Annotated in this window: 36 protein-coding genes; 6 read left to right on the top strand and 30 right to left on the bottom strand. The window is 47.3% G+C overall.

The features are described 5' to 3' along the window. Positions 1 to 31 precede the first annotated feature (31 nt). Complete coding sequence (locus V3851_RS23700; protein ID WP_331848543.1) at positions 32 to 271, top strand: hypothetical protein; 240 nt, start codon at positions 32 to 34, stop codon at positions 269 to 271. Positions 272 to 488: 217 nt separating this feature from the next. Here V3851_RS23700 and V3851_RS23705 read toward each other — a convergent pair whose 3' ends face one another. The 30 genes from V3851_RS23705 to V3851_RS23850 form a co-directional block, all read right to left on the bottom strand. Continuing rightward, the gene (locus V3851_RS23705) at positions 489 to 830 is read right to left on the bottom strand and encodes a DUF6848 family protein (protein WP_331848542.1); all 342 of its coding nucleotides are present in this window, start codon (positions 828 to 830) and stop codon (positions 489 to 491) included. A 54-nt stretch (positions 831 to 884) separates the two neighbouring features. Then, positions 885 to 1,319: a hypothetical protein gene (locus V3851_RS23710; RefSeq protein WP_331848541.1), complete on the bottom strand. Its 435-nt coding sequence runs from the start codon at positions 1,317 to 1,319 to the stop codon at positions 885 to 887. Position 1,320: 1 nt separating this feature from the next. Then, on the bottom strand, positions 1,321 to 2,745 hold the full coding sequence (locus V3851_RS23715; protein WP_331848540.1) for a DUF2586 domain-containing protein: 1,425 nt from the start codon (positions 2,743 to 2,745) through the stop codon (positions 1,321 to 1,323). Next, the gene (locus V3851_RS23720) at positions 2,738 to 2,965 is read right to left on the bottom strand and encodes a hypothetical protein (RefSeq protein ID WP_331848539.1); all 228 of its coding nucleotides are present in this window, start codon (positions 2,963 to 2,965) and stop codon (positions 2,738 to 2,740) included. Before V3851_RS23720 ends, V3851_RS23715 begins: the two co-directional genes overlap by 8 nt. Position 2,966: 1 nt before the next feature. After that, on the bottom strand, positions 2,967 to 3,461 hold the full coding sequence (locus V3851_RS23725; protein WP_331848538.1) for an SON protein: 495 nt from the start codon (positions 3,459 to 3,461) through the stop codon (positions 2,967 to 2,969). 3 nt (positions 3,462 to 3,464) lie between these two features. Beyond that, positions 3,465 to 3,962 carry a phage virion morphogenesis protein gene (locus V3851_RS23730; RefSeq protein ID WP_331848537.1) on the bottom strand — a complete coding sequence of 166 codons (498 nt, stop codon included), beginning with the start codon at positions 3,960 to 3,962 and terminating at the stop codon, positions 3,465 to 3,467. Further along, on the bottom strand, positions 3,962 to 4,417 hold the full coding sequence (locus tag V3851_RS23735) for a gp436 family protein (protein ID WP_331848536.1): 456 nt from the start codon (positions 4,415 to 4,417) through the stop codon (positions 3,962 to 3,964). Before V3851_RS23735 ends, V3851_RS23730 begins: the two co-directional genes overlap by 1 nt. Before the next feature lie 22 nt (positions 4,418 to 4,439). Continuing rightward, the gene (locus V3851_RS23740) at positions 4,440 to 5,375 is read right to left on the bottom strand and encodes a Mu-like prophage major head subunit gpT family protein (RefSeq protein ID WP_331848535.1); all 936 of its coding nucleotides are present in this window, start codon (positions 5,373 to 5,375) and stop codon (positions 4,440 to 4,442) included. 34 nt (positions 5,376 to 5,409) lie between these two features. Beyond that, positions 5,410 to 5,808 (bottom strand): hypothetical protein, encoded by a 399-nt coding sequence (locus tag V3851_RS23745; RefSeq protein ID WP_331848534.1) that lies wholly within the window; start codon positions 5,806 to 5,808, stop codon positions 5,410 to 5,412. Between the two features lie 34 nt (positions 5,809 to 5,842). Beyond that, complete coding sequence (locus V3851_RS23750) at positions 5,843 to 6,874, bottom strand: phage protease (protein WP_331848533.1); 1,032 nt, start codon at positions 6,872 to 6,874, stop codon at positions 5,843 to 5,845. Between the two features lie 127 nt (positions 6,875 to 7,001). After that, positions 7,002 to 7,733 carry a phage head morphogenesis protein gene (locus V3851_RS23755; RefSeq protein ID WP_331848532.1) on the bottom strand — a complete coding sequence of 244 codons (732 nt, stop codon included), beginning with the start codon at positions 7,731 to 7,733 and terminating at the stop codon, positions 7,002 to 7,004. Next, positions 7,717 to 9,306: a DUF935 domain-containing protein gene (locus V3851_RS23760; protein WP_331848531.1), complete on the bottom strand. Its 1,590-nt coding sequence runs from the start codon at positions 9,304 to 9,306 to the stop codon at positions 7,717 to 7,719. The genes V3851_RS23755 and V3851_RS23760 overlap by 17 nt, the downstream gene beginning before the upstream one ends. A 14-nt stretch (positions 9,307 to 9,320) precedes the next feature. Beyond that, positions 9,321 to 11,087: a phage terminase large subunit gene (gene terL / locus V3851_RS23765; RefSeq protein WP_331848530.1), complete on the bottom strand. Its 1,767-nt coding sequence runs from the start codon at positions 11,085 to 11,087 to the stop codon at positions 9,321 to 9,323. Continuing rightward, positions 11,080 to 11,631 (bottom strand): phage protein Gp27 family protein, encoded by a 552-nt coding sequence (locus V3851_RS23770; protein WP_331848529.1) that lies wholly within the window; start codon positions 11,629 to 11,631, stop codon positions 11,080 to 11,082. Before V3851_RS23770 ends, terL begins: the two co-directional genes overlap by 8 nt. Then, positions 11,631 to 11,954 carry a hypothetical protein gene (locus V3851_RS23775; RefSeq protein WP_331848528.1) on the bottom strand — a complete coding sequence of 108 codons (324 nt, stop codon included), beginning with the start codon at positions 11,952 to 11,954 and terminating at the stop codon, positions 11,631 to 11,633. Before V3851_RS23775 ends, V3851_RS23770 begins: the two co-directional genes overlap by 1 nt. Next, positions 11,941 to 12,219 carry a hypothetical protein gene (locus V3851_RS23780; RefSeq protein ID WP_331848527.1) on the bottom strand — a complete coding sequence of 93 codons (279 nt, stop codon included), beginning with the start codon at positions 12,217 to 12,219 and terminating at the stop codon, positions 11,941 to 11,943. Before V3851_RS23780 ends, V3851_RS23775 begins: the two co-directional genes overlap by 14 nt. Then, positions 12,219 to 12,641 (bottom strand): guanylate kinase, encoded by a 423-nt coding sequence (locus V3851_RS23785; RefSeq protein ID WP_331848526.1) that lies wholly within the window; start codon positions 12,639 to 12,641, stop codon positions 12,219 to 12,221. Before V3851_RS23785 ends, V3851_RS23780 begins: the two co-directional genes overlap by 1 nt. A gap of 109 nt (positions 12,642 to 12,750) precedes the next feature. Then, entirely contained in the window at positions 12,751 to 13,065 is a 315-nt protein-coding gene (locus V3851_RS23790; protein ID WP_331848525.1) for a Mor transcription activator family protein, read from the bottom strand. Positions 13,066 to 13,109: 44 nt separating this feature from the next. Then, positions 13,110 to 14,000 (bottom strand): DUF1906 domain-containing protein, encoded by an 891-nt coding sequence (locus V3851_RS23795; RefSeq protein ID WP_331848524.1) that lies wholly within the window; start codon positions 13,998 to 14,000, stop codon positions 13,110 to 13,112. After that, positions 13,978 to 14,694, bottom strand: coding sequence for a hypothetical protein (locus V3851_RS23800; RefSeq protein ID WP_331848523.1), 717 nt, complete (start codon positions 14,692 to 14,694; stop codon positions 13,978 to 13,980). The genes V3851_RS23795 and V3851_RS23800 overlap by 23 nt, the downstream gene beginning before the upstream one ends. Before the next feature lie 235 nt (positions 14,695 to 14,929). Then, positions 14,930 to 15,406, bottom strand: coding sequence for a hypothetical protein (locus V3851_RS23805; RefSeq protein ID WP_331848522.1), 477 nt, complete (start codon positions 15,404 to 15,406; stop codon positions 14,930 to 14,932). A gap of 36 nt (positions 15,407 to 15,442) precedes the next feature. Continuing rightward, a complete protein-coding gene (locus tag V3851_RS23810) occupies positions 15,443 to 15,841 on the bottom strand; it encodes a hypothetical protein (RefSeq protein ID WP_331848521.1) in 399 nt (132 codons plus the stop codon). A 2-nt stretch (positions 15,842 to 15,843) separates the two neighbouring features. Further along, entirely contained in the window at positions 15,844 to 16,119 is a 276-nt protein-coding gene (locus V3851_RS23815; protein WP_331848520.1) for a DUF3850 domain-containing protein, read from the bottom strand. After that, positions 16,119 to 16,514: a phage protein GemA/Gp16 family protein gene (locus tag V3851_RS23820; protein WP_331848519.1), complete on the bottom strand. Its 396-nt coding sequence runs from the start codon at positions 16,512 to 16,514 to the stop codon at positions 16,119 to 16,121. Before V3851_RS23820 ends, V3851_RS23815 begins: the two co-directional genes overlap by 1 nt. Positions 16,515 to 16,524: 10 nt before the next feature. Next, positions 16,525 to 17,037 (bottom strand): host-nuclease inhibitor Gam family protein, encoded by a 513-nt coding sequence (locus V3851_RS23825; protein ID WP_331848518.1) that lies wholly within the window; start codon positions 17,035 to 17,037, stop codon positions 16,525 to 16,527. Continuing rightward, on the bottom strand, positions 17,034 to 17,378 hold the full coding sequence (locus tag V3851_RS23830; RefSeq protein ID WP_331848517.1) for a hypothetical protein: 345 nt from the start codon (positions 17,376 to 17,378) through the stop codon (positions 17,034 to 17,036). The genes V3851_RS23825 and V3851_RS23830 overlap by 4 nt, the downstream gene beginning before the upstream one ends. A gap of 11 nt (positions 17,379 to 17,389) precedes the next feature. Next, positions 17,390 to 18,340 carry an AAA family ATPase gene (locus V3851_RS23835; protein WP_331848516.1) on the bottom strand — a complete coding sequence of 317 codons (951 nt, stop codon included), beginning with the start codon at positions 18,338 to 18,340 and terminating at the stop codon, positions 17,390 to 17,392. Positions 18,341 to 18,354: 14 nt separating this feature from the next. Then, on the bottom strand, positions 18,355 to 20,412 hold the full coding sequence (locus V3851_RS23840) for a Mu transposase C-terminal domain-containing protein (RefSeq protein ID WP_331848613.1): 2,058 nt from the start codon (positions 20,410 to 20,412) through the stop codon (positions 18,355 to 18,357). A gap of 160 nt (positions 20,413 to 20,572) precedes the next feature. Then, entirely contained in the window at positions 20,573 to 20,788 is a 216-nt protein-coding gene (locus V3851_RS23845; protein ID WP_331848515.1) for a helix-turn-helix domain-containing protein, read from the bottom strand. After that, on the bottom strand, positions 20,778 to 21,101 hold the full coding sequence (locus V3851_RS23850) for a hypothetical protein (protein WP_331848514.1): 324 nt from the start codon (positions 21,099 to 21,101) through the stop codon (positions 20,778 to 20,780). Before V3851_RS23850 ends, V3851_RS23845 begins: the two co-directional genes overlap by 11 nt. Before the next feature lie 224 nt (positions 21,102 to 21,325). On the opposite strand from V3851_RS23850, the gene V3851_RS23855 reads away from it, so the two are divergent. The 5 genes from V3851_RS23855 (at position 21,326) to V3851_RS23875 (ending at position 24,320) form a co-directional block, all read left to right on the top strand. Continuing rightward, positions 21,326 to 21,781 carry a helix-turn-helix domain-containing protein gene (locus V3851_RS23855; protein ID WP_331848513.1) on the top strand — a complete coding sequence of 152 codons (456 nt, stop codon included), beginning with the start codon at positions 21,326 to 21,328 and terminating at the stop codon, positions 21,779 to 21,781. A gap of 920 nt (positions 21,782 to 22,701) precedes the next feature. Beyond that, positions 22,702 to 22,938, top strand: a complete 237-nt coding sequence (locus V3851_RS23860; RefSeq protein ID WP_331848958.1) for a DUF2249 domain-containing protein — start codon at positions 22,702 to 22,704, stop codon at positions 22,936 to 22,938. A gap of 20 nt (positions 22,939 to 22,958) precedes the next feature. After that, on the top strand, positions 22,959 to 23,318 hold the full coding sequence (locus V3851_RS23865) for a hypothetical protein (RefSeq protein WP_331848959.1): 360 nt from the start codon (positions 22,959 to 22,961) through the stop codon (positions 23,316 to 23,318). Then, on the top strand, positions 23,318 to 23,572 hold the full coding sequence (locus tag V3851_RS23870) for a DUF2249 domain-containing protein (RefSeq protein WP_331848960.1): 255 nt from the start codon (positions 23,318 to 23,320) through the stop codon (positions 23,570 to 23,572). The genes V3851_RS23865 and V3851_RS23870 overlap by 1 nt, the downstream gene beginning before the upstream one ends. 145 nt (positions 23,573 to 23,717) lie before the next feature. Beyond that, on the top strand, positions 23,718 to 24,320 hold the full coding sequence (locus V3851_RS23875; protein WP_331848961.1) for a YhcN/YlaJ family sporulation lipoprotein: 603 nt from the start codon (positions 23,718 to 23,720) through the stop codon (positions 24,318 to 24,320). The last annotated feature ends 3 nt before the right edge of the window (positions 24,321 to 24,323 follow it).

Consider the following 24,323-nt stretch of genomic DNA (forward strand, 5'->3'; position numbering starts at 1 on the left):
TACTAATTAAATACATAGAGGAGGAAATATCATGGTTGGATTATGGTTTGCATTTAAAATCTTGCTTTTCGCACTATGTGCAGGTGCCATTATTGCAGTTATCATCTTTGTGCCCCTGAGTATATACATAATTCCGTACTCTCTCTGGCTTGGGAATCAACATACAATGGGTAGATACGTGGAAAAGAAGAACGATAAGTTTTTCAAAATCGTAAAAAGTGCAACAAAGGTTTATGGAAGCTGGATTCGCGGAAAGAAACCGTCCTTTTAAGGGCGGTTTTTTTAGTCCCCGAACGCCCTAACAATCGCCTTCGCCATAATGATTTCCTCTACTTCCTGCACGTACCTGGCCTGCGCCAAGGTTCGAATAAACTCTTCCATGTCCATTTGCCCCGGGTCTTTCTTTAGAAGAGCAGGAGGCAAAAACCGATAGATTTCCAGTGTTCCTGACTCTACAATATTGGCTTTTACCTCCTGAAGGGCACTCTCTAAAGCTGCTTTAAATTTACGTCCTTGCTAAGCCCGAGCATCGTGAGTAACTTTTCGCCAATCGCTAATGCAAGAGCCGGATATTCTTCCAGATCCGCTTCAAGCTTTGTAGCTTGTTCCTCCACGATGTTGTCCAGGATAAAATTCCGTAGGGCTTTTGTTGTGCTTTGGGATGTAGTTTTGACATACCGATCAAAACTAGGAGAAGACGGACGTTTGAAAACATACTCCAGATCAACCGTCGATTGATCGTCAGGTTCCAAGGTAGCTTTCACCTGGTACACCTTGTCATACTTTGCTTTATAGTCATCAGCTTTCGTCGTTACTACTTTTTCACTCATAGATTTCGCCTCCGAAATTTGTCATTTATTTTGATATTGACGGGGGTGGAGCCGTTAGACCGGCTTAACCCCGTCACGATCAATGCCATTAACGATGATAAAGTCCAGATCTACTTTCAGCGATTTATCGCCCTGGGCGTTTTTATGAGACGCCTTGGTAAAGGTGACCGTATTCAGTACGTCCGTTCTTGTACGGCTATTGCCATCAGCATAACTAATTACAATTTTCGGAATGACCAACTTATATAAGCCGACTCCTTGGGCCTTACAATAGGCAATCAGATCATCGTAATCATCGCGCAGTAGAGAGAGCTTTCCCTCTGATTTGTAGTTCCCTTCGCCAAAGCCGCGCGGCCGAAGTCCTTTCCCGTAGACAACTTCTTTCTCAAGTTCATCATCATAGCTAATCTCTTGAACTTCCAAAGAGAGGCCAGGGATAGCGATATTCACATCGCCCCAATCATACGCCTTGCCGTTGATAATGCTCATTTTACGCGCCTCCTACATATGGATTTTCCATACCGAGATCGATGGCGATCTCCCGGACATATCCGACCGGCACGTAGCGAATGATGACCTGAAGGGTTTCGGTGACCAGGATATCCTGATCTTCCGGAACAATGATTCTTCCCGAGGAGATCTCCTTTGCCCGTACCATTTCATCCACCGGAGTCTCGATGAATTTCGCGATCGTCTCCAGGCTCCCTTGAACGTCCGACATATCGACCTGGCCCTGAAGCTGCTTGAGGGCTTCTTTCCGGGTTTCACGGATCAGTTTGTTCTTAATCCGGACATTCTCGGCGTAACGGTAATCCGATCCATCCGGGCACATCATCCTGGCGTTCGTCACATAGAAACCGTCAAGCCCTTCGTACTGCCGAAACGTGAGGTAGTTTGCCTCATCCAGCAAGCCGATGTAATCCTCTATGCCTGCCGGAAGCAATTCCAGCATTTTTGTTTCAGCGATGCTGAATGTTTTTGTTTCACCGATCGATTGCTGGGGAGCTGCCTTCGCATACCAGCCGCACACAATACCGGCATTGTTGATCTCCATTGTTCGGCCGTCCATCTTGGTATAGCGGGATCGTGCCGTCACGATTTGAATATCTGTATGTTTCAGGCCTTTTCGTTCGTTTACCAGCCGCTGCGCGTAGGTGTCCACGGTTTCCCCAGGCTCCGGACTTGGAGCCTCCATAATTGCAAAGACCGGCTTTTTATACGTTTCGTGAAAGGTCGTAATCTCAGAAGCGACCGCTAGCCAAAGAGCCCGAGCAGATTCCCCGACGATATGAATAAACTCATAGGCCAGGGTGTTATTCCGGAGAGCGGCCAAGGCTTTAATAACGTCCTGATTGGACATCTGCGGGGCCTCGGATTTGACTGTAAAGGCATCGCCGACTTGGAACGAATTCGCCGGTTCGGTCGTGGCTTCCGAAAATTTGAAAGTCAGGCCCGTGTCAGGAATCGCCAGCTCACCATTTAATGGCATGGTGATTTCATCCCCAAAAGAATAGCCACCGTCTACCGAATACCGCAAAGTAGCCGCATTCAGTCCGCCTGATTCCGTAATCTGAACAATAATTTCATAGGCATTATTGGGTTTGCCGGACACGATCGCCGTCCCCGTTCCGGAACCTTCCTTTTTGACTTCGCCAATAGCGCCGTCTACAGAGGCCGCCACCGGTACACAGTAGATTTTCCCGGAACCATTTTCCACACTATCAAGGACGGCGTCAGCCAAAGGAGAAAGCCCCAGGAGCTGTTTAATTTTGGCTGCGCTCATGTTGCCCGTGATCGGAATAGGAGAGTTAGCCTGGACCGAAGAAACCCCGATTTTAATATGGATTCCAGTTCCGGATGCGGCACTAACCCCAAGACCTCCGTCTGTAATTGTCGTGCTTACATCTCTAAGCATTTTTCCTCACCTTCTTTCCGCTGATCGGGCTGCCGTTAAAGCGATCTACAGCCTTTTCGAACTCTGCCTGCGTGACCTGGCGACCAGGCTTCCAGTTCTCAGAGGCGGCGACGCCTTGGTAAGTGGATTCCGGAACGTTTAGGAGCTGCTTCAGCTCGCCAACATCCCGAAGCTCCGGGGTGTTACCCTGGGGAATTGCCGCATCTTTATTTGCTGCCATTTCAATCCTCCTGTTCTATACTTCTGATTTCGTAATTACTAACCTTTGCAAAATCCGTATCGCGGTAAATGCCACCCATGAATTTGACCTGGATCTGAACCGCGATTTGGCTGTTCAAGATGCTGTCATTCTTGTCCACCCAATCGGCTTCAGGGACAATGATTTCGGTATAGTTACCGTTAATCACGATTCCAGTATCAAGAGATCCCATAAACCGATCGAAAATTTCAGAGGCCCGAAGGTAATCATTTTCTCCGATTACGACAACGAAGGTCAGCTCACGATCAAAGAGTTTCCGGCGCTTGTGTTTATCTCCGGAATCCGTTTGATATACCTTCTTGCTGTACGCCTTCTGAAACGACTCACCATCCGGAATAACGGCACCGACATGCGAATCGGAGAAACTTTTCAAGTCTTTCATGGAAGTGCAAACCTTGGTTTTAATTCCGGCAGTTCGCAGCTTCTGGATTAAATAATCTCTGCATTCCACAATCATAGGTTATTCCTCCAGCAGATCTTCAAGCGCACCCTTGATTTCGAGCATATCCGCTTCGTTTATACCCAGGAATGGCCGTGCCGGGATTTTAATATTGACCTTCACTTGGCGTTTACGAACCCAGCGGTCACCGATCCGGAAGACAAGACCTTTCGAAGTCTTGGCCCGGATGGTTACCTCGCGGCCTTTTTCACCAAACTGATGGGTCCGGGCATAGATTTTATTTGTACCGACCGCAAAGCCGTCCATGGATGCTTTGGATTTAATGGAGTTCTTCAGACCGGCGCTCTGTGTTAGCGTAGTGCCGCCCTCTTTAGAAGCACGGATGGATTGTTTCCAAACCTTACCTTCCGGATCTTTTTGCTCCTTGAAGCGCTCCCGGGTGGATTCTCGTAATGATTCGGCCAATGCGAGATTGACCGAGCGGATGTCTACCTCTTGAAGCTGCTTTAGTCGCCGCATCAAGCGTCGTACATCGCCTTCTAAACGAATGCTGTACATCACATACCTCTCATGCTGTCTCGGGAGAAGCGTCGCGGACTGGAGTGAACCGAAAAGCCGGTGTCCGCTTTACGGGTGGTGTCGCTCACTCCTCCGGTGCCGATATCGATCATGCCTTTCGCTACATTTTCCAAGAAGCGGATCGCTGCGTTATAACGATTCAAATAGTTTTTTTCCCGTTCTGATTCGTCAATTCCGATCCGGCTAAACAGGTTATATATGGCGATATCCTTAGCAAATTTGTTAATGGCCTTCGGTACAACCTGGAGGGGGACGGAATACCGTTTAGCCAGGTATCCGTCAATTTCCCCACAAGCGTCCTCAATCGCGCTCTTAATGAGAGGTGTAATCTTCAGTTCGCGTTCTTCCGGATCGTCAATGTAGTCGCCACCGATCAGAGAGCCTATCGCATCGTCTTTAACCGAGTCGCGAACCTCCTGTGTTGAGCAGTACATCAGATCACCCTTTCAATAAGCGTTATTCTTCGGCTGCCGGATCTTCAGTTGTTGGATCGTCAGTTGGTGGAGCGGCTTCTTCGCCTGTGCTGCCGTATGCCATTTGCCAGAAGCCATAACCAGCATTCGAACGGCCATCAACACCATACAGATACTGCTTTTTCATAAAGACATTCTGGTCGGTTTCCTCTGTCATAGAGACAAATTTCGGCGGTTTACGTTCTTGATAAATCAATGGCTTTAATGACTTGGACGTGCAGAGCAGATACCAGGCATCATCAGCGCCTGCAAGTTCAGGGACGACAAGTAATGTAGCAGTTCCCTTGTACGTATTTGTCGTTCCGTTAATTTGATCCGCTTCGAGGATCATCTTGCCCATATTTTCATTTGCCGGGGCTACCGCAAGAATATCCGGAATGATCTTCAGGCTTTTTTCTTTTTCATCTGTCAGGGACATCATGGCTGTACGGGCAGCAGCGTAAGACTCAGGCGTTAGCTTCTTCTTTCCCTTGTTGCTGACGAACTTTTTACCAACCTTATGAGAATCTGAAAAGAATGGCTGGCCATCGTAACACTTGTTCTTAAACCCATTTTTCAAGAGGTCAAAGACCAATTCATCAGGAAATGTTGCGGAACTTTGGCCGATATCCTGAATCACGGGATTATACAAGCCGATCGTGTCATCCTCGATATCGTTACGATCTACACCGACGGTCAATTCAAAGTCCTTATTTTTAACCGTGTAATCCGAGGCTTCCAGGTTTTGAATCTGTCGATCTCCAATCCACTCCCGCATCCGTGGGATTCGGCCAAGCCATTTATAATTCTCTTCCCCTGTAGTAGATGGAACTTTGGTAGCGACCTTTTCCCATTGTGTTTTCGTCTCGTCAAACGCCTTGTTAAACAGAGTCTTGAACCCTGTATAAATACCCCGCAGGGCTTGCTGGTTTACAATCATGCTTCATTTCCTCCTTGATAGGTTTAAAGATTGATTACAAGATTTCGACTATCACGTCGCCGTCTTCAAATCCAAGGACTTTACCGGCTATGCTCGCGCTGGTTGCCGTTATTGTGACCGTTTCATCGTCCTCGATGTAACAGTTCTTCAGTACATCCTTGGCACCAATAGTTCCGGTCTGCGAGTTGCTCCAAACAAAAACGCCGCGACGAACCCGGATAGATAAGGCCCCGTCAGTTCCAGATGTGTTATCGACAAGCTCCTCCGCACGGCCAGCGGCAGTAAGTCCGGTTGCTTTGGTTCCCGGAACCGCGAACCCGGCTGCATCGACGGCCACGATAGAACCGTCAAAGATTTTAGCGCCACCCTTAACGGGGAGCATAAGCGTTCTTCCCTCAGCGACTTCCGGGGTGTTTCTACCTTTGCTTAACATGTGTCTTTTCTCCCTTCAGGTAAGATGATGGATCTTACTTCCCGTATTTTTCGATGTCTTCTTTGGAGACGCCGAGCTGCTTACACACGGCCAGCGTCGCCTCGTCAGTGGCCGCTGGTTGTTCTTTGCCGGAATCGATCGTCAGCTCACCGATCGGGACGGTTTGCGGTGCCTTTTCCATGAACTTTTTGAATCCCTCCGGATCTTTCAAAGCATAAGTTTCAGCCCATTCCTTTTGAGCGGGGGAAATCTTTCCGTCCTTCAGGGCTTTGGTAACAAGTTCATCCGAGTCCTTTTTATCCAGACGGGCTTTCAAAGCTTGGAATTCAGATGCAGGCACAAACCCTGAGGGGTTCTTCAGAGACATGATGGCGGCTGCCACATCTTCCGTTTTCGCCGTCTCGGCCACGCCCAGCAAGTCCATGATTGTCTTATTTGCGACCAGCTCATTGTCGGCTTTTTGTTCTTTATCTTCTTTAGGCTTCTCAGCGGATTTCAGCACCTCGCTGATCTTTTGTAAAATTTGTTCTTCCGTGGCGTCTTCACCCAAGCCCAATAGGGCCGCCAGTTTCTTCAGAAAATCCATTTCATTTCTTCCTCCTTCATCCAATTTGAAATTAAGAGAGTTGACAATCGGAAACATGCCGTCAATCGCCGGGGTGTTTGTGAGGGCGACCGAATGAAGAACGATCGCCTTGGTATCCGATTTACGAACCAACACAACCGGCGACAAATACCGATATTCCTTGTTTCTTAAATACTCCTGTGCCTTTGGCGTCCATTCCACCTTTGCCGCGATGGCATCGTCCTGAAGGATCAGGTCTTTGATCCAGCCGCCAGCCGGAGCCTGAACATCCTCCAGCGTCTGATGTTCGTAATCAACAACGATGTCGAGGGCCCGCTCACGGAACTTTCTTTGAATCTCCTGGAATGACTCCTGATCGACGATAAAGTCGCCTTTTTGGGATTTAACTCTCCCTAGAGGGAGGACTTTAATGATGTCTGGAATTCCTTCGATCTTCACCGTCTGGCCGGAGCAAGCGAACCATTTTTTCAGGGGAACCACCTCCTTAACGTGTCATTTGCTTCTCAGACCCCGTTATAACGCGTTATAACGGGGGTTGCATTGCAGATACCACCAACCGGAAGCCAAATTTCTCTATCGGCTTAAATCGGCTTTTAGAGGCCTTGTCTTATGAATTCCGTTTTTCCCGATTTTCGAAGGCCTTCCGCAAGGCTTCCGGGTAGCTACTCACATCCGGATGAAAGGCATTCTTTGCCGGGTTGGTGGAGAAGTTCGGGTCCGGAATAATATTTGTGAACCGACCGCCGACTTCCGCAGAAACCGGGGCCGATGTTTCAACCGTAAGCCCTCGATCTTTTACTTGGCGCTCCGAGAGAGTCTTTACACCGCAGCGGCAACGAAACCCATTCGGAGGATACCAAGTATCCCAAATCGGATCATCAGCCCGGAATACTTTGCCATCCATTGCAAGATGAGAGGGACGTGTTCTGCGGTCATTAACGGCGTCATATTGCCAATAGGGCCGCAGCCGAAGTACCTCCGGATCAGTCATTTGCTTGTAGTGCCCAACCTGGTAGGCTGTCTGAATATTCGTCCGGTAAATGTTATCTGCCTGAAAGTTCGTGATCCCTTCATATCCCTTGCGCTCAAGAAAGTCGTTCATTTTGTCTCTGAAGCTTTGCGTCGTCTGACCTTCTTCGATCGCTGCCAGCAGCTCGTCCTGGAATTTCTTCAGGATCTGGATCTTGCTATACCCGGACACGGTGAACGCTTTATGGCGATATTCTTCCGCAAGGTCATAAAAGTCAGTTGGTTTCAGCGTCAGTTTATCGCCAAAAAATTCGGCTGCTTCTTTAAAGCTCCAGCCCGGCTCGGTTAGCAATTCAAACAGATCTTTCATATTCTTCGGCCCTCCCGATCAGGTCGGCGTAAAACATCGACTTTGCCAGCAGCTCGTCGAGATCCCGAATGTCCATCTTGGCATACAGCGATTCAACAAACGTTTGATCCTCAAGCTGATTCTTCAGTTCCTCTAAGCTTTCGGCTTTGCCAAGAATATTGAGAATCGGCGCGAATATTTTTGCAAATACCCCTGAATTGTGCTGGAGAGCTGCATCGGCCAGGTGATCGATTTGCTGTTGCGCTGTATCCTTCGTTTCCTTGTTTGTATTTGCCATCAAGAAAGAGGGCTGTGCGGCTGATAATGGCAAAGCTGCTGCAACTGATGGCGGAGAAGCTACCTCCTCACCATATTCCGGTTTCGGGATAGAGAACTTCTTATAGATGTGTGCTGTAGGTATCTTCAGCCCAACTTTTGAGATCAAGGTGTCGTAAATTTCAGCCGTCTGCTTCAGATCATCGGCTTCCTCACAATCGAACCGAATGTAAGGTATACGGCGATCCTCACCAAAGTTGAAATAGACTAGCGGGCGGAGGAGATCCCGGCGCAAAGTAGCAGCGAGAGCTTTACAGTCGGCCACCGTCAGGTCATGCCTGACCTCGTTATGCGTCTTGGATTGAGCGTAGCTGCCGCCACCGGAATCAGATGTCAGTGTCTGACCGAGAATCGCTTTTGAGACCTGCTCATCACAGTATCTTGCCAACGACTCATAGACATTAATTGATGTCGTCTTACTGGATTCCTTGAACTCAATCTCCGTACCGTTCGGGATGACCCCAGCGGCGTCTGTCCCGATTTGAATTAATGCCCGCATTAGAGCAATCTTGTCATCCTCGGAGGCCGAGGGATCGTATTTGCCGAGCCGTAGCGGCATTCCAAACACTTCGCAGAAGCTGACCCAATCTTTGATGTCATAGTTCTTGAAAAGATACATCCAGGCGACTACCCGTAAAACCCCCGCACGGGCCGGATGTCCGGATCTAGCCTTATACCGGTGCATGATGAACTTATTGGGAATCATCGGTATGCCATTAGGAGCTTCCCGAGTTGTCACTTTAAAGATGTCATCGTTGTCCCAAAGGAACCTTTTCGGATGGCGCCATTTGATGTCTTGTATAACGGTGTGACCCTCGTCGTAACCCCAGATAATCTCTGAAACGGAAATCCCCTTGCCGATCGCGTCGAGGAGATCCATAAAGATATCCTCAATATTCTCCAGCGCTTCGATTTGCTCTTTGACGAATTCGGCGATCAGCTTGTCCTGCTCTTCGTCCGAGAAGGGAATGATTTCGAAATCAAGACCTGTCACAGCGTTCTTCCTTGTCTGGAGCTGCGAAAACAGATGAGGGTCTTTTTCCTCCATTTCCTCGAACAGTTCCATTTGCCGCATGACATCACCAGCATCGGCTTCGCGGAAAATTTGCGCTAAGCGCTGCGGGGTCAGCCCGTTGCTTGGATAGGTCGAATACTTATCATGGACCTGGGCGACCGCGATTTCAGTCATTTCCGGCTTCTGGATCACGGGGGATTGTTGCCGATTCACCTGGTTCTTTTTGGATTTGTTTTTCGACAATTCGTTTCACCCCTTTAATAAGCGCCTCGCCGGAACTTCAGCGCACGGCCGATCACAGATTTGTAATCAACTTTGTTGGTCGTCTTGATGCTGAGTGCCAGACGGACGGCCATTTCTAAACCATCGGGGCCGTCGTCATTCCGGCCCATTGGAAACTCTTTGAGCTGCTGAAGCAGTGTTTTGTGTTTCCGGGAAAACTTCAGATACCGGTTCTTGATCAGCGGCTGCAAGCTTTCAATACGCATGAATTTATTCTGGGTGCTAGTGATTTCCTCGATGGGTAAATACTCACCAGCTTCAGCGGACTTTTTAACGAGTACATCTTTGAAGTAGTGCTGAAACTGTACGGTCTCCACGCCGAACTTATAGAAAGGTTTCTTTAGATCCCGTTTATTTCGTTTCGACATCTCGATCGCATCATCGATGATGACATCCGGATGTCGCTTCTCGATCGAAGCCTCGGCCACGTACATGTAACCGGTTTTGGTATCCTTGGCGATGGCAATGATTGAGCTAGTGTCTGATTTTTTGTTTTTGCCAAGCGACGGGTCATTCGCAGCTACGATGATGTATCTGGGATCGGAAAAGTCGATTGTCGGATCATCGTCGTAGAAGTCGAACCATTCCTCGTTAAACGTACAACTGTCCGGGTCAATCGGATCGTTCTGGATCTCCGAGTTAAAAGAAGCGTCACCTTCGGACAGCTTGATAACCATCAGATCGTAGTAGGAGAGTTTTTCCTCCCAGAGAACTTCCGTTCCGGCCAGCATGGCTTCCCGGTTTTCTTCAAAAAAAGCCAGAGCATCTTCCTCACGTGCCGGATTGTCCAGATCGCAATAGAGCAACGCCCAAGCGTCCCAGAGGCTTTCCTCAGTTGAGAAGCCGATTACCCCGCGATATGTCACACATTTATAGGATGGGTTTTTAAGCACTTTGGACAGCAGGGAATCATAATGCAGGATCGTTCCGATATATACAATATCCGTGTACGTGTCCCCAGCCTTGGAAACTGCTTTATAGAACCAGTTCTCCAGCTTCTTACGTTGTTCCGGCGTATTGACGTTCTCGTCATTTTCGATGTCGTCCAGGACGAGGAGATCCGGACGCCAGTTTCGATGTCTACGGCCGCGAATCTTCTTCCCGCTGCCGATCGCTTCAACCTTGATATCCGTAGATGTCAACAGGACGCTGCCTTTCCAAACCTTGCCCTTCAGGCTGCCGAAGTCCTCAATAATCGCTGTATTGTCCTCCAGTTCGGTCTTGATGTCAGTGAGGAAACCTTCGGCCTGGTCGCTGCTATCCGACAGGATAATGGGGTAATGCTTATATTCGTAGACCACGGCATGGAGCGTATCTTTAAACGTAAAGTTTGTAGATTTCGCATGACCCCGGGGAGCAGCCGTACCACGTTTGCATCCTTTTTCCCGGGAGATCTTTTTCTTATCAATGATTGGGTTCAGACCTTTCATGACGCCTTGCGTCCAGATCCGATCCAGCTCACCATGAAATTTTGGCGACTCCCGAATAAAGTAATGGGGGAGATAAGCCCGGCCAAAGTATTCCAGGTCAACCGCACCGAGCCTTTTCCGAAGCCCGTTCGCCCCGGTCAGCTCATCACCTTCCAGGTAAGCCTGCCAAAGGGATTTGCGGTAATCGCCGTGTTCATTGTTCCGGCAAACATATCGCTCGAAGAGATCCCGCTGGTAGACAAGGTCTTGGATCTGTTCCTTGGCTTCGTCGTCCTCCTCCAGTTGACGGATGTAGTCGTCCAGTTTAATCATCGGCCATCATCTTTTCCTTGGCTTTTTGTAAGACCTCTTTGAGTTGGGCGGCCAGAGCAGCGTCCGACTTGATCGCCGCCATGATGTCGGATTCCATTCCGGAGAAGGCAAGGTCGATTTTCTTTTGCATGTCCTGGCGGACTTTGTCCTTGTAGACCTTGCTGCGGGATAGGGCGACCATCAGCCGACCGGCTTTATCGAGATCCATCTCGTCCCATTCTTCCTGGGCCTGCGCCATCTTGCGGGTCAGCTCACCGGCCATGATCTGCATGGCACCCTCGGTATAATCCGCATCCGGATTTTTCTTGATCAATTCGACCAGGGCGCGGGTCTGTTCTTGGGCTTCCAGTAGCCGCTGAGTCGATTTATCCAGCCGTAGAGCATAGCGCCCGACTGCCGATTTACTTATCGCATAGCCTTGACTGTCCAGATATTCGACAATTTCCCAATAAGTGATCCGGGTATCTGCCAGCATGGCATCGACCTGATCCTTAATGTGCAGCGGCAAATCATCGATAAGGCATCTGGTTCTACGCTTTCCCATTAGAGCATCACTCCCGGGTCAGATGGGGTGGAGCCTTCCAGCAAATCGATCCCCGTGACAGTCAGCCGGATAACGGCATCATTTGCGTATGCGGTATAAGAGTTGATCCGATTATCGGTAAATTCGATGTAGCCTTTGCCGATCAAGTAATCCAGGTGTTTCGAAATATCCGGGCTGACGATGACGCCATCATTGACCATGACATTAACGAGCTGCCGACATAGCAAGGAGTTGTTATGCCCTTTTACGAGGGATCGCAAGATGTACCCCCGGACCGCCTTGTTATGCTGAGCGCCGCGATATTCTTGTTCATCCTGTACCATGCTTATTGCCTCCTTTCAGCAGCACGTCATGGATCTTCTCCAATTTCGTATCCACGTTGTTCATTGTGCGAATAAAATCTTCTCGGGTGGTGTAGATAAAGGGGAGGTCAGACTTCAGATTCTCCAGCTTCTCTTCCAGCGCATCCACCCGTTCGGCGTTCTCCTTGATTTGGGTCTTAACTTCGGAGAGCGTTGCTTTAAGGAAGAAGCCGATAGCCCCGATCCCGAGCATTGTGACCGTTTGTATGATCCATGAATAATCCATCAGACTGCTCCTTTTAGCTCCAATACCTTGGACTCAATTGTGTTTTTGATGTAGTTGTCCATGTCGCCCAAAGTCGAGGCCAGAACCGCCAGATACTCCGGCTCCAGTTGGTCATAAATCTGGTCGAAGGCTTGGCGGGAAAGCTGGAAGAGCTGATCTCGGCTAGTTAGCCCGGCCTTGACTGCCTCACGGATTTCCTTTGCCGTCGTCTGCTCAATGGACCTGACCGTTTTGGTTGCTACATCATCGAGCCGGGAGAGGGCAGTTAGTATAAGCGAGCGCTGCTCCTCATTGTCGATCTTCTGCGCTTCAAGTTTCACCTTCGCGATAGCCCGCTTGATGTAATACATGGCGTAGGCACAAAGCAAAGTAAGTACGCCGAGCGCAAAGTTTGTCAGTATGTCTTGGATGGAGTTTTGCATCGTATTCCTCCTTGTCAGAAAAAATAAAAAAACCAGTACAGGCAATTGCCTATACTGGTATCTTAGCTTTCTTTTATTTGAGGGTATTGAGGAAGCGCTTCTGTGATTTTTAAGGGGTTTCGTCTATGAAGTCGAAGATCGTCATCTGATCCTTATGGTGCCCGGGACCGCAAATTTCGCGTATCCACTTTTCTGTCAGATCGTATTTTCTAGCAAGTTCAGCGTGATTATATCCGTTAAACTCTTGTTTGATATGATGATCCCGTGCAGGCCTCAATATAGTATCCGCCTTTGGGATATAAATTGTACTGCCTCCGAAGGCTTGAGCCAATTTGTAAAATCCTATAACGCCGATGAGTTCCGCAAATTCGCGATAAGCATCCGGAATCATTTCGATATCCAAATCGTTTACCCATTCGTCCACGGAATAATCACCTCCCATTATATCAGGGTCATTTCATTTGGCAATCATCCGGCCTTTTGTCCAGCAGCTAAGCGGACTTGATTCGCTAAACGGTTGAACTCGTCGCGGGCATCTTTGAAGTCTTGGACGACATGCCAACCAGCGGATAGAAAGCGGATGATCTTTTCGGCGTCGGTAGGTTGGATATCGGTTCCCCGGCGTAGTTCATCCGCCAGTCGGTTAAATTCTCCTGCGTACTCTTTTTGCGGAACAAACCATGCGGCAGATAGGAATCGGATGATCTTCTCAGCGTCAGAAGATGAAACTTTGCACTCGATCTCTGGAGTCATCGGCTTGTCCTCTTCGGACGTATCCCACCAGCCCTCACCTCCGTAGGATTCGTTAAAATCAACAGTCATACCTGCCAGAGACTGCCCATTTTTATATTGAAAAACATTAGCCTTCGCGCTTTTCTTCCCACTTGACCAGGCATACGTCTGCCAGAAAGCTGATGCGGCTTTACGCTGCGCCATTGCTTCAATGACTTTATACGATCCATAAACGCCGATCTTATAACCTGGGATCTGGGAAGCAGCAGCTTTGAGGTAGGCCTCAATCTTATCAAAGTCTTTTGCTTGAGCATCATAATCTACGGCAAAGTAGATTACGCTTCCTACTGGCTGATTTATTAGCTTCGCCTCTTTAAAGGCCTCGGCACCGTCAACCTGTCCGGCTGCCGCACCTCCCGCAGGCCGGGAAGCTGTCGTTTCGAACACCGAGATCACTTTCATCCCGGCTGCCGTCAGCCTTTCCGCTTCGGTTCTAGTCAACCGTTTCCAGGCTAAACGCTCCGGTACCAGGTAGCGGGCAGCAAAAGTATATCCAGCCGCCGCCATTTTTTTTGCATTTGCCGCTGTGATTGGAACGGCACAGTCAATTCCTTTGTTCATTTTCATTCTCCTCTTCACTAGGATTATTCTGCTGGGGTAAATCATGTAAAAACCGTATCGCCATTGCTGCGACCTGGGTCATTTCCATTCTTGCTTTAATAAGGTCATTAGCTTTTATAGCCTCCCAAGCCTCGTCTACTTCTTCTTTAAGTACGGCATATCCCTCATGAGCCGAAGCTAATGGAGAAAACTTTCCCATAGCTCTACGCAATTCCATGACTACTTCAACCGTAATATTATCAATACGGATATCTAAAGGCCTGCGATCATCGGATATAGCCGGGGTGGCCTTGTTGTTTTCCGCCTTGCTGAACTGAGGTGATTTAGGACTTCGAATTCCCCAGGAACGAAGACGACCATATAAAAAGTTCTTTGACATTCCGTATTTTTCTTCGATCTGGGTGATTGTCATCCCCTTTTTAAACTCTTTTAGCACGATGTCTTTGGTTACATGTTCATATTTTGACCGCCGCTTAACTCCTGAAGCCGGTTCTGGCTGCTGCAAAGAAGGGGGGCTCGATGTTTTGCGTTGTAAAGAAAATGGCTTGGATGCCTTTGACTGAATCCGATCTGGTTCCGGAAGATTACTGTTAAAATGCTTCAGCTCTTCCGGGGTGAGCAAATACTCATCGACGGCTCCCGCACCAATGGCGCGACTTTCAGCCTCACGGCTTCGGATAGGATAGTGAAACTCGCTCATTGTGACACCTCACATTCATTCTTTTCATACTTGATTTCAAATCTAAGGGTAGGGTCTATGGTGACTTCAATGATCTGGCGGTCAGCCGGTTGCTTTCTAACCTGATGAAGGATACTTTCCAGACTCACTGCTACTGTACCCGCCGTTAAAATCTTCGGAAAGACTACAAAGCTGCGGTTGGGATCGGGTGGAGTCGCGAATGGAATAGGAACAGAGCTAGGTTTTGATCTTGCCATTATGATGCACTTTCTGAGGCTTTACGAATAATTCCTTTGATCATATGGCCGTTTCCTTCCTGATTAACTTGATCAGCAAGGCGCTTCACTTGATATCGAAATGAAGACGATAACCGTATTTTTGACACAACCACGGCTTCCACCGGCTTTGAACCTTCCCGCAAATACCCTCCTAATAGCGGGTTAGGAACCATTTTTGAAACAAGAACAATATCTCCAACCTCTGCCGATTCCCGCATGATTTGAATATCCTTAACCCTTTTGGAAACTTCCCGTTTGAGAGCAGTCCGTTGCTTCACGGTCATTTTATTTGCGTTGAAGCAATAGCTCCGTAAATCGATTGTTCTTACCGCCAAATCAAATTTATTTCCATTATCAGCACATTCTGAGGCAAGTGCATTAATACAGCCCAAGCGATCCGTCCATTGAAATTTTTTAGGATCGAATATGGGTTCTTCTTCATTCGATAGCGACATCTTCTTCGACGCCTCCTTTGTCATTCATTTTGATAATTATTTCCGCTTGTTGTCCTGCATTTGCTGAGCCATTTTCATTAATTCGGCAAACTCTTCATCGGTAACAGTTGGTTCACCTTGACTTTGGACAATCGGCAGAACCGGTTTTTGATAACGATTGTTCGATGATGGGGCTGGAGCCTGGGACTGACCTTTACTCAAATTCCGGATAATACCACGGGTGTAATGCTCTTTGATGTTAGGGTACTTATCGATATGAGTCCGAAGCGCCTGGATGACAGTTTTAGCGGGATACTTACTCCAAAACTCAAGTTCCTTGCTTTTAATGCCTTCAGACACTTTGCCGGTTGACCTTGTCCAGCGAATGGTATCCCAATAATCGTTAATCACTTTTATTTGCAGGTCGCTGTAACGCTCTAGCAGAGGGTTTTCCATACTTAACACCCCCTCCCTTGAATCCATCGGATAGATAAAGCTGCGAATCCTTCCGGTAGATAGGGAGATCCGCGCAAAATATGCGTCACGACAACGACTGCGGATCTGCCAGTATATTTCCATTCTTCGGGATTCCATTCTTGCAGCCGCAATACATCGCCCGCACTATACGTTTTGTCATCCTCTTGTCTGATTTCTACCGTCTTACGTTTCAGGGGATCGGGGGAAGTAACGGCTTCAAAGTGGTCCGGCCAGATTTTTAAATCATAAGCAATCATTAGACTGACCCCCTGCTTGTGGCCCGACGCTTTATATTCTTCAGCGCCTCAATCGTTTTGCTGGCGGCTTCCGGCGTTAAGTAGCTCGGATGGCTTACATGTTGTTGATTTTCAAGAAAATGTCTCAGCCTACGGGGATCATTCGTCCAGCCCATTTCTTCGGCAAGCTTATTGATTTGCCAGATTTGATTTGGTGTAGCTCTTGTTGGAGGATGGCCTTTTACTAGGGAAGTGAGACGATCAATAACCTTAATCCCTTGATTTTTGCTCAGAGACTTAATGCTGTCTGACCTGGTCACGGAATAGACCAGGTCATGCAGCTCTTCATCATTTAAACCGGCTTGTCTGGAGAGACCATAAATCTTCTTAATTTGCGGATAGGTGATCTTATCCATGAACGGCACCTCACAGATCGGCCAGCTTTTCGCGATCTACTTCATACCAAAAAATGTCATCAATGGTGAGTGTTGCGCCAACCTTTAAGATGTCGCTTTCCGGATACTTCTTCAGGTTATCCTTGTCGATTTTCTCCGGCGGTTGAACAATACAATCTGTCATTCCAAACTCTTTAATCCGCCGGATAACTTCCGCCAGTTTGGCCGCCGCCCGAGGAAGCCCAATCTTTGTACTCTTGCGGTAGCCCGCGCGACCGAAGTTGATTTCTTTCGTTTTCCGGTTACCTAAGTCATCGCGGTTTTCATCGATAAACTCCTTCATTTGAAGTTCCAGCAGCTTGATACGTTCCTTGTGCGGCTTTGCTTCCATTTCGGCAGAAAGCTTGATATCCGAAATTTTGGCGTTCATTTCCGCCTCGATACGCTCGACGGCGAGCTGACATTCGCCGATCTCCTTTAGCGTCAGGTCTACATCATCCCAGCTTTTGAGTGCCGGTGCGTCCGGCATTCTTACTCTTGTCATGCAAATTCCTCCTTTGATTCGATAAATGTATTGATAAGCTGACCCGCTTCAAAGCGGAAGACGCAGCCTTTTTCACGGTATAACCAATCGGCATCAGAGGCAGAAATCGCTTCTGATAGCTCTTTCTCTAATCTCTCCAGGACAGCTTCGTAAGGTTCTTTGACTGAAATATGCTCGCCATTCACTACGTAATCAGGTGAATAGGCCAGAGCCCGGCGAACTTCGGAGTCACTGAGCCCAGAAACCACGGCTGCCGCTCTCACTTTGACCGGCAGCCTGACACAGTTCAATAGAGCAAAGAGGCGAATAATCGGATCGGTTGGGTTCGAGAAGGTTCTCATAATGTAACCTCCTAAAGCATCATCATGTTACTGGCCTTGGCGATCATTTCTGATGATATGGCCGATCCAGCGGATGATAAGCGCATAATGTTGTTCAGCGTGCGATCAAGCAGCCGGAAACAACCGGTTTGGGCATTCGTAGCACGGGCTATCATTTCTTGCATTGCCTCGTCATCAAGGTTAAAGTTTGCCAAGTATTTCATCACTTCCTGATTGGACAGACCCCGGAGCGTGGCGTAGAAATCGACCCGGTTCGCAAAGCGGGAGAGATAACCTTTAATTAAGCCCTCCAGTTTGGGTTCCCCGGCGATAACCAGACCGACATCGGCTTGATCGAAAATTCCCCGCAGGATCTCCATTTTCTTTTGGGTGTACTTGCTGACCAGCTTGTCCGCTTCATCGACGATCAGCAGATAACCCCGATTGACATTAAAGAATTCCCGGATGCCGTTGACACGCTCCCAGATAGACCCATATCCGGTAGGAATACCGAGCGCTCGCTCAATCGCCTTGACAAGGTCGCGCTGGCCCATCGTATCATCGCACTCGACATAAGCAACGCGCGGCATCTTGGCGTAATACTTCAGAGTATGCGTCTTACCAAATCCGGATTTACCGACAATAATCCCAAGCCCAAGATACTCCTGGGCAGATTGGCAGACGCCAAGAATATTGATTGAATCCCGGCTTTCAAAAAATCCTGGCTTAGCCGGGAGAGAGCTTTCCCTAGTAGCGGTCAATTCGATCTCTCCCGTCTTAGCGGCCAGGTATGCGGATATCTTTTCTTCGATGTCACTGTTCTCGGCCTTGTAATTGCCGCTTAGAAATTGGGATACGGCGGGACGGGAGAATCCGATCTCCCGCGCAATTTCCGTAATCGTGGTTCCCGTTTGATCCATGTATTCACGGACTTTTACAACCAAACTTTTATTAATGGTGTAAAGTTCAGCAACAGCCGTCATATTTAATCCCTCCATTAATTAGCTAATTTGCGAAGTACGGCGAGCGCTTGCTCTGCCTTCTCTGAATACAACTCAACTTCAGCTCCGCGCTTGCCTTTTCTTGATTTAACCTCTTCCTTGAATTGCTGGTCTGATGGAAGAGAGACCACTTTCGATGGGCTCGGGGAATCATTCTTAACCATGAATCCGGCGACTTCTCCAGGGGCATTGTTATATTCGTTCACGCGCTGCTCAAGCGGCGTTCGGAAATAATCGCCTTTCGCCGTGTCGCGCTTGATTTGGTTTTTCTGCATTCGCATATGATCTTCTAGCGCCTTTTGCTGCACCTTCGGGGCGATCAGCAGGAGATCCTGGCTGACTGCTTCACAGATTTTCTGACCATCCTTGGTATAGACATAAAGCCTAGTAACATCATTGGCATCCCATTTGATATCCACTTTGTCACCGATGTAATCCGTCAATTCATCAGCTCGGTATTCGTATCCAAACTTCCGGATTCCTACGTTGTAAACCCGTACGCGCTCAGCCTTCATCATCAGGACAGTAGCGTAGGACTTCGGCGGCGCTGGTTTGATATATCGTTCCTCGGCATTCTGGAAGACCTCAATCGGCGTCTGCCATTTTTCACCCTGACGCTTCAAACCGCTATGCATGGAACGATGGTACTCGTTATCTCGCCATTCCTTCCATAGCTCATAGAGTTCTTCCATAGAGATCAGCTCATCGCGCTCCAGCATCTTGTCGATATCCTTGTTCACTTTAGCTGCCGTCTTTGAGCCGGTTAGCGTGCCAGTATAACTTACGAGCCATTTCTCAAACTTGCTGATCATCGTTCCAAAGAAGCGTTCGATCTGACCCTTTGACCAGGGCTGATATGGCAAGCTGCGGATGTCATCCTGGATACCGATTGAGCGATAGAAGCCCTTTGTTTCAGAATCGAAGCTCACACGTTCATTCCGTTTGCGACCGGTCATTGTCTCAGCGGTGTAGTCTTTTCCGTTGTCGATCAGCAGCCATTCCGGCACGCCGCCAACTTCACCGGCGTACATCATATTCAACAAGGATTGTTTCAGAATCTGAGCGTTAGGATTCAGACAGATCACATCACCGACGATGCAGCGGCTCCGAGTATCCATCCAAGCAACGAGCTTCGGACGAATCGCTGTGACTTTTCCGTTCGGGTGTGTGTACTTAACCCAAACGTCTAATGTATGAGCATCACCCTGAACCAGCCCCATAACCGGCAGGGCTTTGGTGTTTCTCGACGCTTTGACCATGACATGATTTTTATATTCCCGCAGGCCACGTGCAGCCAGGAACCGGGCATTACCTCCGCGCAGTTCATCCATCAAGTAACCTATGTAGCGTGCGACGGTAGGGTAACTCGGGTAATCCCAGCCATTGGCCGAGGCGACTTTCATCAGCCTGCTATATACCATGTCGATCGTGCCGTTATTCGCTGCAAAGTCTTGATCAAACCAAAGGTTCTCAATAAAGGCTTTACACTCAGGGGAGAGCGAAGGAAAAGTGAATTTTTGTTTAGGTTTCCGGCAAAGCGCAAGCACCTTGAAAAATTCATAATCATTTCCGTCTTGCTTCCTCATTTTCAAAGCCCATGCACTTGCTTCCAGATAACTTTCAGCATGTCGGTATAAGGTTCTTTGGCTAATACCAAGCTTTGCGGCGAAAACCTCTGAAAACTTGGTACGATCAGCATCGGCATAATTCAGGAACTCTCGGATGTGATTCGCCAATTCAACGGCTTCATAGTATTGCTTGCTATTCTTTGTCAGATAGGCGTTTAGATCACATTCTACGTACCAAGGAATTTCCTCATTTTTTGCGCGTTCTTCTATTAGGATATCTCCACCTTTGATCTGGGTAGATTTCTTATATGCCAACCGAGCTTTTTTACTAAGCGACGATATTGAAATTAATACGCGATCTTTTCCTCCAGATGGAGAGGCTTCATGTTTTGTGATAAAAGCTTTGGGATTACGTTGAATTTTTTTCTTGATTGTTTCATAACTAACTCCTTCATACCCAGCAGCTTCATCAATCGTGATGTACATTAAATCCAAAGCCTTTACCTCCTTTCCATTCAATGCAAATCCATGGTAAAATGGAGGAGAAATTTATATTCCTTGTCTCGGGAGAGCGTCTGCCTGTGGTGGGTGGGACGCTCTTTCTCATCTTCTCTCGAAACGCTGTGTAGTTTCTCCTCTGAATACTTCATGCTGACACTGATTCATTAAAGTTCTTAGATTCAATCCCTAATGCCTCCGCAATTTTGCCAATATAACTTCTCCCTGACCGTTCTCCGATCATAATGAGGTAAAGGTAATTGCTACTAGTTCCAACCTCTGCTGCAAGCTGATATTGGGTTTTTCCAGTTTCGATTAACCTTTTCTTTATGATCACCCCGGTAGGCGTTAAATCACGTTTCATTGTTTGCACTTCCTTTCTGGTTGTCTGCTGCTACCATTCTAAATGCGATTTGTTTACCAGTTTCACGTGACGCTTCATTTCTTAATTGTCTTGTTGCAGCAATTTTTGCACTAATTTCAAGCGTGACTTTCCTCAGTTCGGAAATCAGTAATTTTTCGCGTTCCTCCAAAAACTCAATAAAAGATTCCATTGCTGCTTCGTGTGCAGTAGATACGATTAATTCCGCATCTGGAGCATTCATCTGAATATCCCCAAGAATTTTCTGAGCAATTCCCGTTACAAGCTCATGCTGCTCATGCAAGGATCTGGCCACATAAATCCTCCTCTCCACATAGAATTCCAATCAGAAGTAAATATTCAGTTTTCAAGGATCAGGTTGCCTTAAACCTGTTGTTAGATCATGATGTGTGGTAATATCTTGATAAGGTTTCCTATCTATCATTATTTTATTTCGGATATCCGAACTTGTCAATAAATTTAATTCTGAAATCAGATATTTACACTGAAATCCGAATTTCCCTGGGAGGATCAATTCATATGGGCACAATTGGTGAAAGGATAAAAGGCAAACGAAAAGAACTGAAGCTTACGCTAAAAGACATAAATAAATTGACTGGCATATCCACTGGAAATATGAGCGATCTTGAAAATGACAAATACGCTCCCTCTGTTGCAAATTTATTGCTCATCAGCAAAGCGCTCTCTGTTTCAATAGATTGGCTTGTGACAGGAAAAGAATATCAGATATCCGAACATGTTGTTCAGCCTACGACTCAAACTGCAAGTGGCGATTCAATTTCTCCTGCTGATCTGGAACTTTTAGCAAAATTTCATCAATTGACCGAAAAGGAACAAGTGAAGATTGAAGGAATGATAATGGGGATACTGATGGCGCGTGAGGATATACGTCAAACATCGGTCACGCAGAAGTCTTCTTCCTCGATGAATACAGAAAGACGAGAAGAAGGCGCAGCAAAAAGTGAGTCCGCCTAATTTTTTTGTATGCAATGATAGGTTTTCCTATCTTATGCTGAAGAATTGCTCTTACCTTAATCATTAACAAAAGATAGTTGTGAACCCGCGCAAATAAAGCAATTCCGCACAATTTGCCAGTCTGTACAAATTGAAGAATTGACCAACTATAAAGTCGCGTTTTTTGACTCTTACTTAGCCTCTATTTATTCGAAATAATGTGCAGTTCCTTGTCCCATTGAAACAATGCTAATTTTTATTTAATAAAAGTCCGAAAACCCGCGTCACAACTGCAATGGGACACTTTTTTGTGTGAATTGTTAAAATGTCACTTTGCTTGGATAAAGAAAATCCACTTTAAATTAGTGGTTTGTATTTTTTATAACGCAATAATATAAAGAGCTAAATCACCGAAAGTCCTTGATTTATTTAGGTTTCTTTGAACTAGGTAATCTTCGCGTTAATGAATTTAACAATGACTAACGCCCCGTTATAACGCGGCGACATTTTTTGAGTCATACATATTCTGGTCTAATGTGAACTGGACTCAAAAAAAGCGCGAATCCCTTATCCCGAAAGGGTTTCGCGCTTTTTTTCTTTCAAAATTCGAAAGTACGTGACCGTTTTTTTCTTCTCAAGATTACTGTCATAGTTTTTCTAATATTATCTCGTCTAATCCCTTATAGTATCGGCGTTTCCCGTGTTTTCCCGGTTCTTTTTTTGTCACTTACTATTTGTCAAATATCTTGAGAGTGTACACAAGGGAAGCGAAAACAACCCTTTCCTGTGACGGCCATCACTTCAACATTGACGGATTCACGAAGCCGGGAACCCTGATTCCATCAGTCCTTTTATTTTGTGACTAGTATCACAATCTTGGTTTCCTGCATTGATATAATGATCGCGAAAACTTAAATTTTTAATAACAGGAGGGCTTTAGTATGAGCCAGGACTTCAAAACAACGATCAATGCTACGGAATATCCGCCGCAATTAAAACATAAAACGATTTTTGCGGCATACAGCGCCTTGCAGCCGGGAGAAGCGATGCTGCTGGTAAACGATCATGATCCCGTACCGCTGCGCTTCCAATTTGAGGCCATGCATCCGGGACAGTTCACTTGGGAATATATCGAGCAAGGTCCTACAACATTCCAAGTCAAAATCGGCAAAAACTAACGGGCAGGGGGTAGTTGCCCATGGCAACCGTCACGGTGGTTGATGAGAAAACAATCAAAATCTCCGTCGATCTGGAAGACGCATTAAACATGATTGCGGAGGCGGAAAGCAATCTGGAGCGATACGCCGCTGAAATTTTGACGATCGCCGAAAAGATGCCGGAATTTCAATATACTTACTTCTGCTTCTATGCCTATGATACGGCGATGCTATTTGAGAAGATGCTGGGGATCGATCCGAAGCAATATTTATCCTTTTCTTTGGATGCTCCCGACTCGTTCTTCTATACGCTGTACGGCGGGATGAAAGGTCTTAGCGGCGTGGCCCGTCTGGCCAACACGCTGACGATGGAGTATGGCGGACAGGAGGTGAATGAATAATGGCTACGGAGAACCGTTCCGCGGATGGGATCGTGGAGCTCGACGTACGTCCGCAGCTTAGGGCCGGCGAGGAGCCTTTCAGCATTATCATGGAGACGTTTGACCGGTTGCAGCCGGGTGAAACCTTTGTATTGCACGCGATCATGAAACCGGCGCCGCTGATTCCTCTGCTTGAAGGCAAGGGATATCGTGCAGCTTGCGAACAGCTTGCGGACGATCACTGGAAAGTAACATTTGTGCCGAAAAATCAATAACTGTTATAAAGGCTTGTGTCTTAAGCGGCGCTCCGCTTAAGCACAGGCCTTTTTTATTGGAGATTTGGATGAATTATGAAACGGGGCAGCAGAATAACTTTTTGGGATTCAAGCAAAATAACGCAAAAAGGAGGTTTTTTGCATTATGAATTCCAAAAACTTTTTCCGGTTTATCATATTCGTCCTGCTGACCGCCTTGGTTTTTTCGCTCACGGCATGCAATACGAATCAAACGGCAAACCGTTCGGCGAAATCGTCCAAAACACAAAACGTGCAATCGAAAAGTACAAAGGCGAACAAGGCCAAATCCCAAAAATCGCAAGCGAAGCAACCTAAAGCGAATCAGGCCAAGTCCCCGGGCGCCAAACAAAGCGGGAAACAGACTTCGCATTTGTACAGCACACCTCCCATTAAGCGTAAGCCGCTGCCGATGCAAATTTCGGACAAGGTCACCAAAACGAACGGTGTGCAAAAGGCGACGGTGATCGTTCACAATAATGACATCGTGGTCGGACTGGACACCAAGGGCTCCAATCCCACGATTGTCGAAGAGAATGTCCGCCACCAAATCAAGGTCAATTATCCCCAATACGCGGTCCATGTGACCAGCGACCAAAAGCTGCATGCCAAGATCAAGAAATTGAATACCAAGATGAACGGAGCCAAACCCGTCAAAACGCTCACCAAAGACATTAAGACGGTCATTGCGGATATCGGAAAAACGGTGCGTGCGCCATTCAAAAAATAACCG

Source organism: Paenibacillus haidiansis (genome assembly GCF_036553665.1).
Taxonomy (GTDB): Bacteria; Bacillota; Bacilli; order Paenibacillales; family Paenibacillaceae; genus Fontibacillus; species Fontibacillus haidiansis.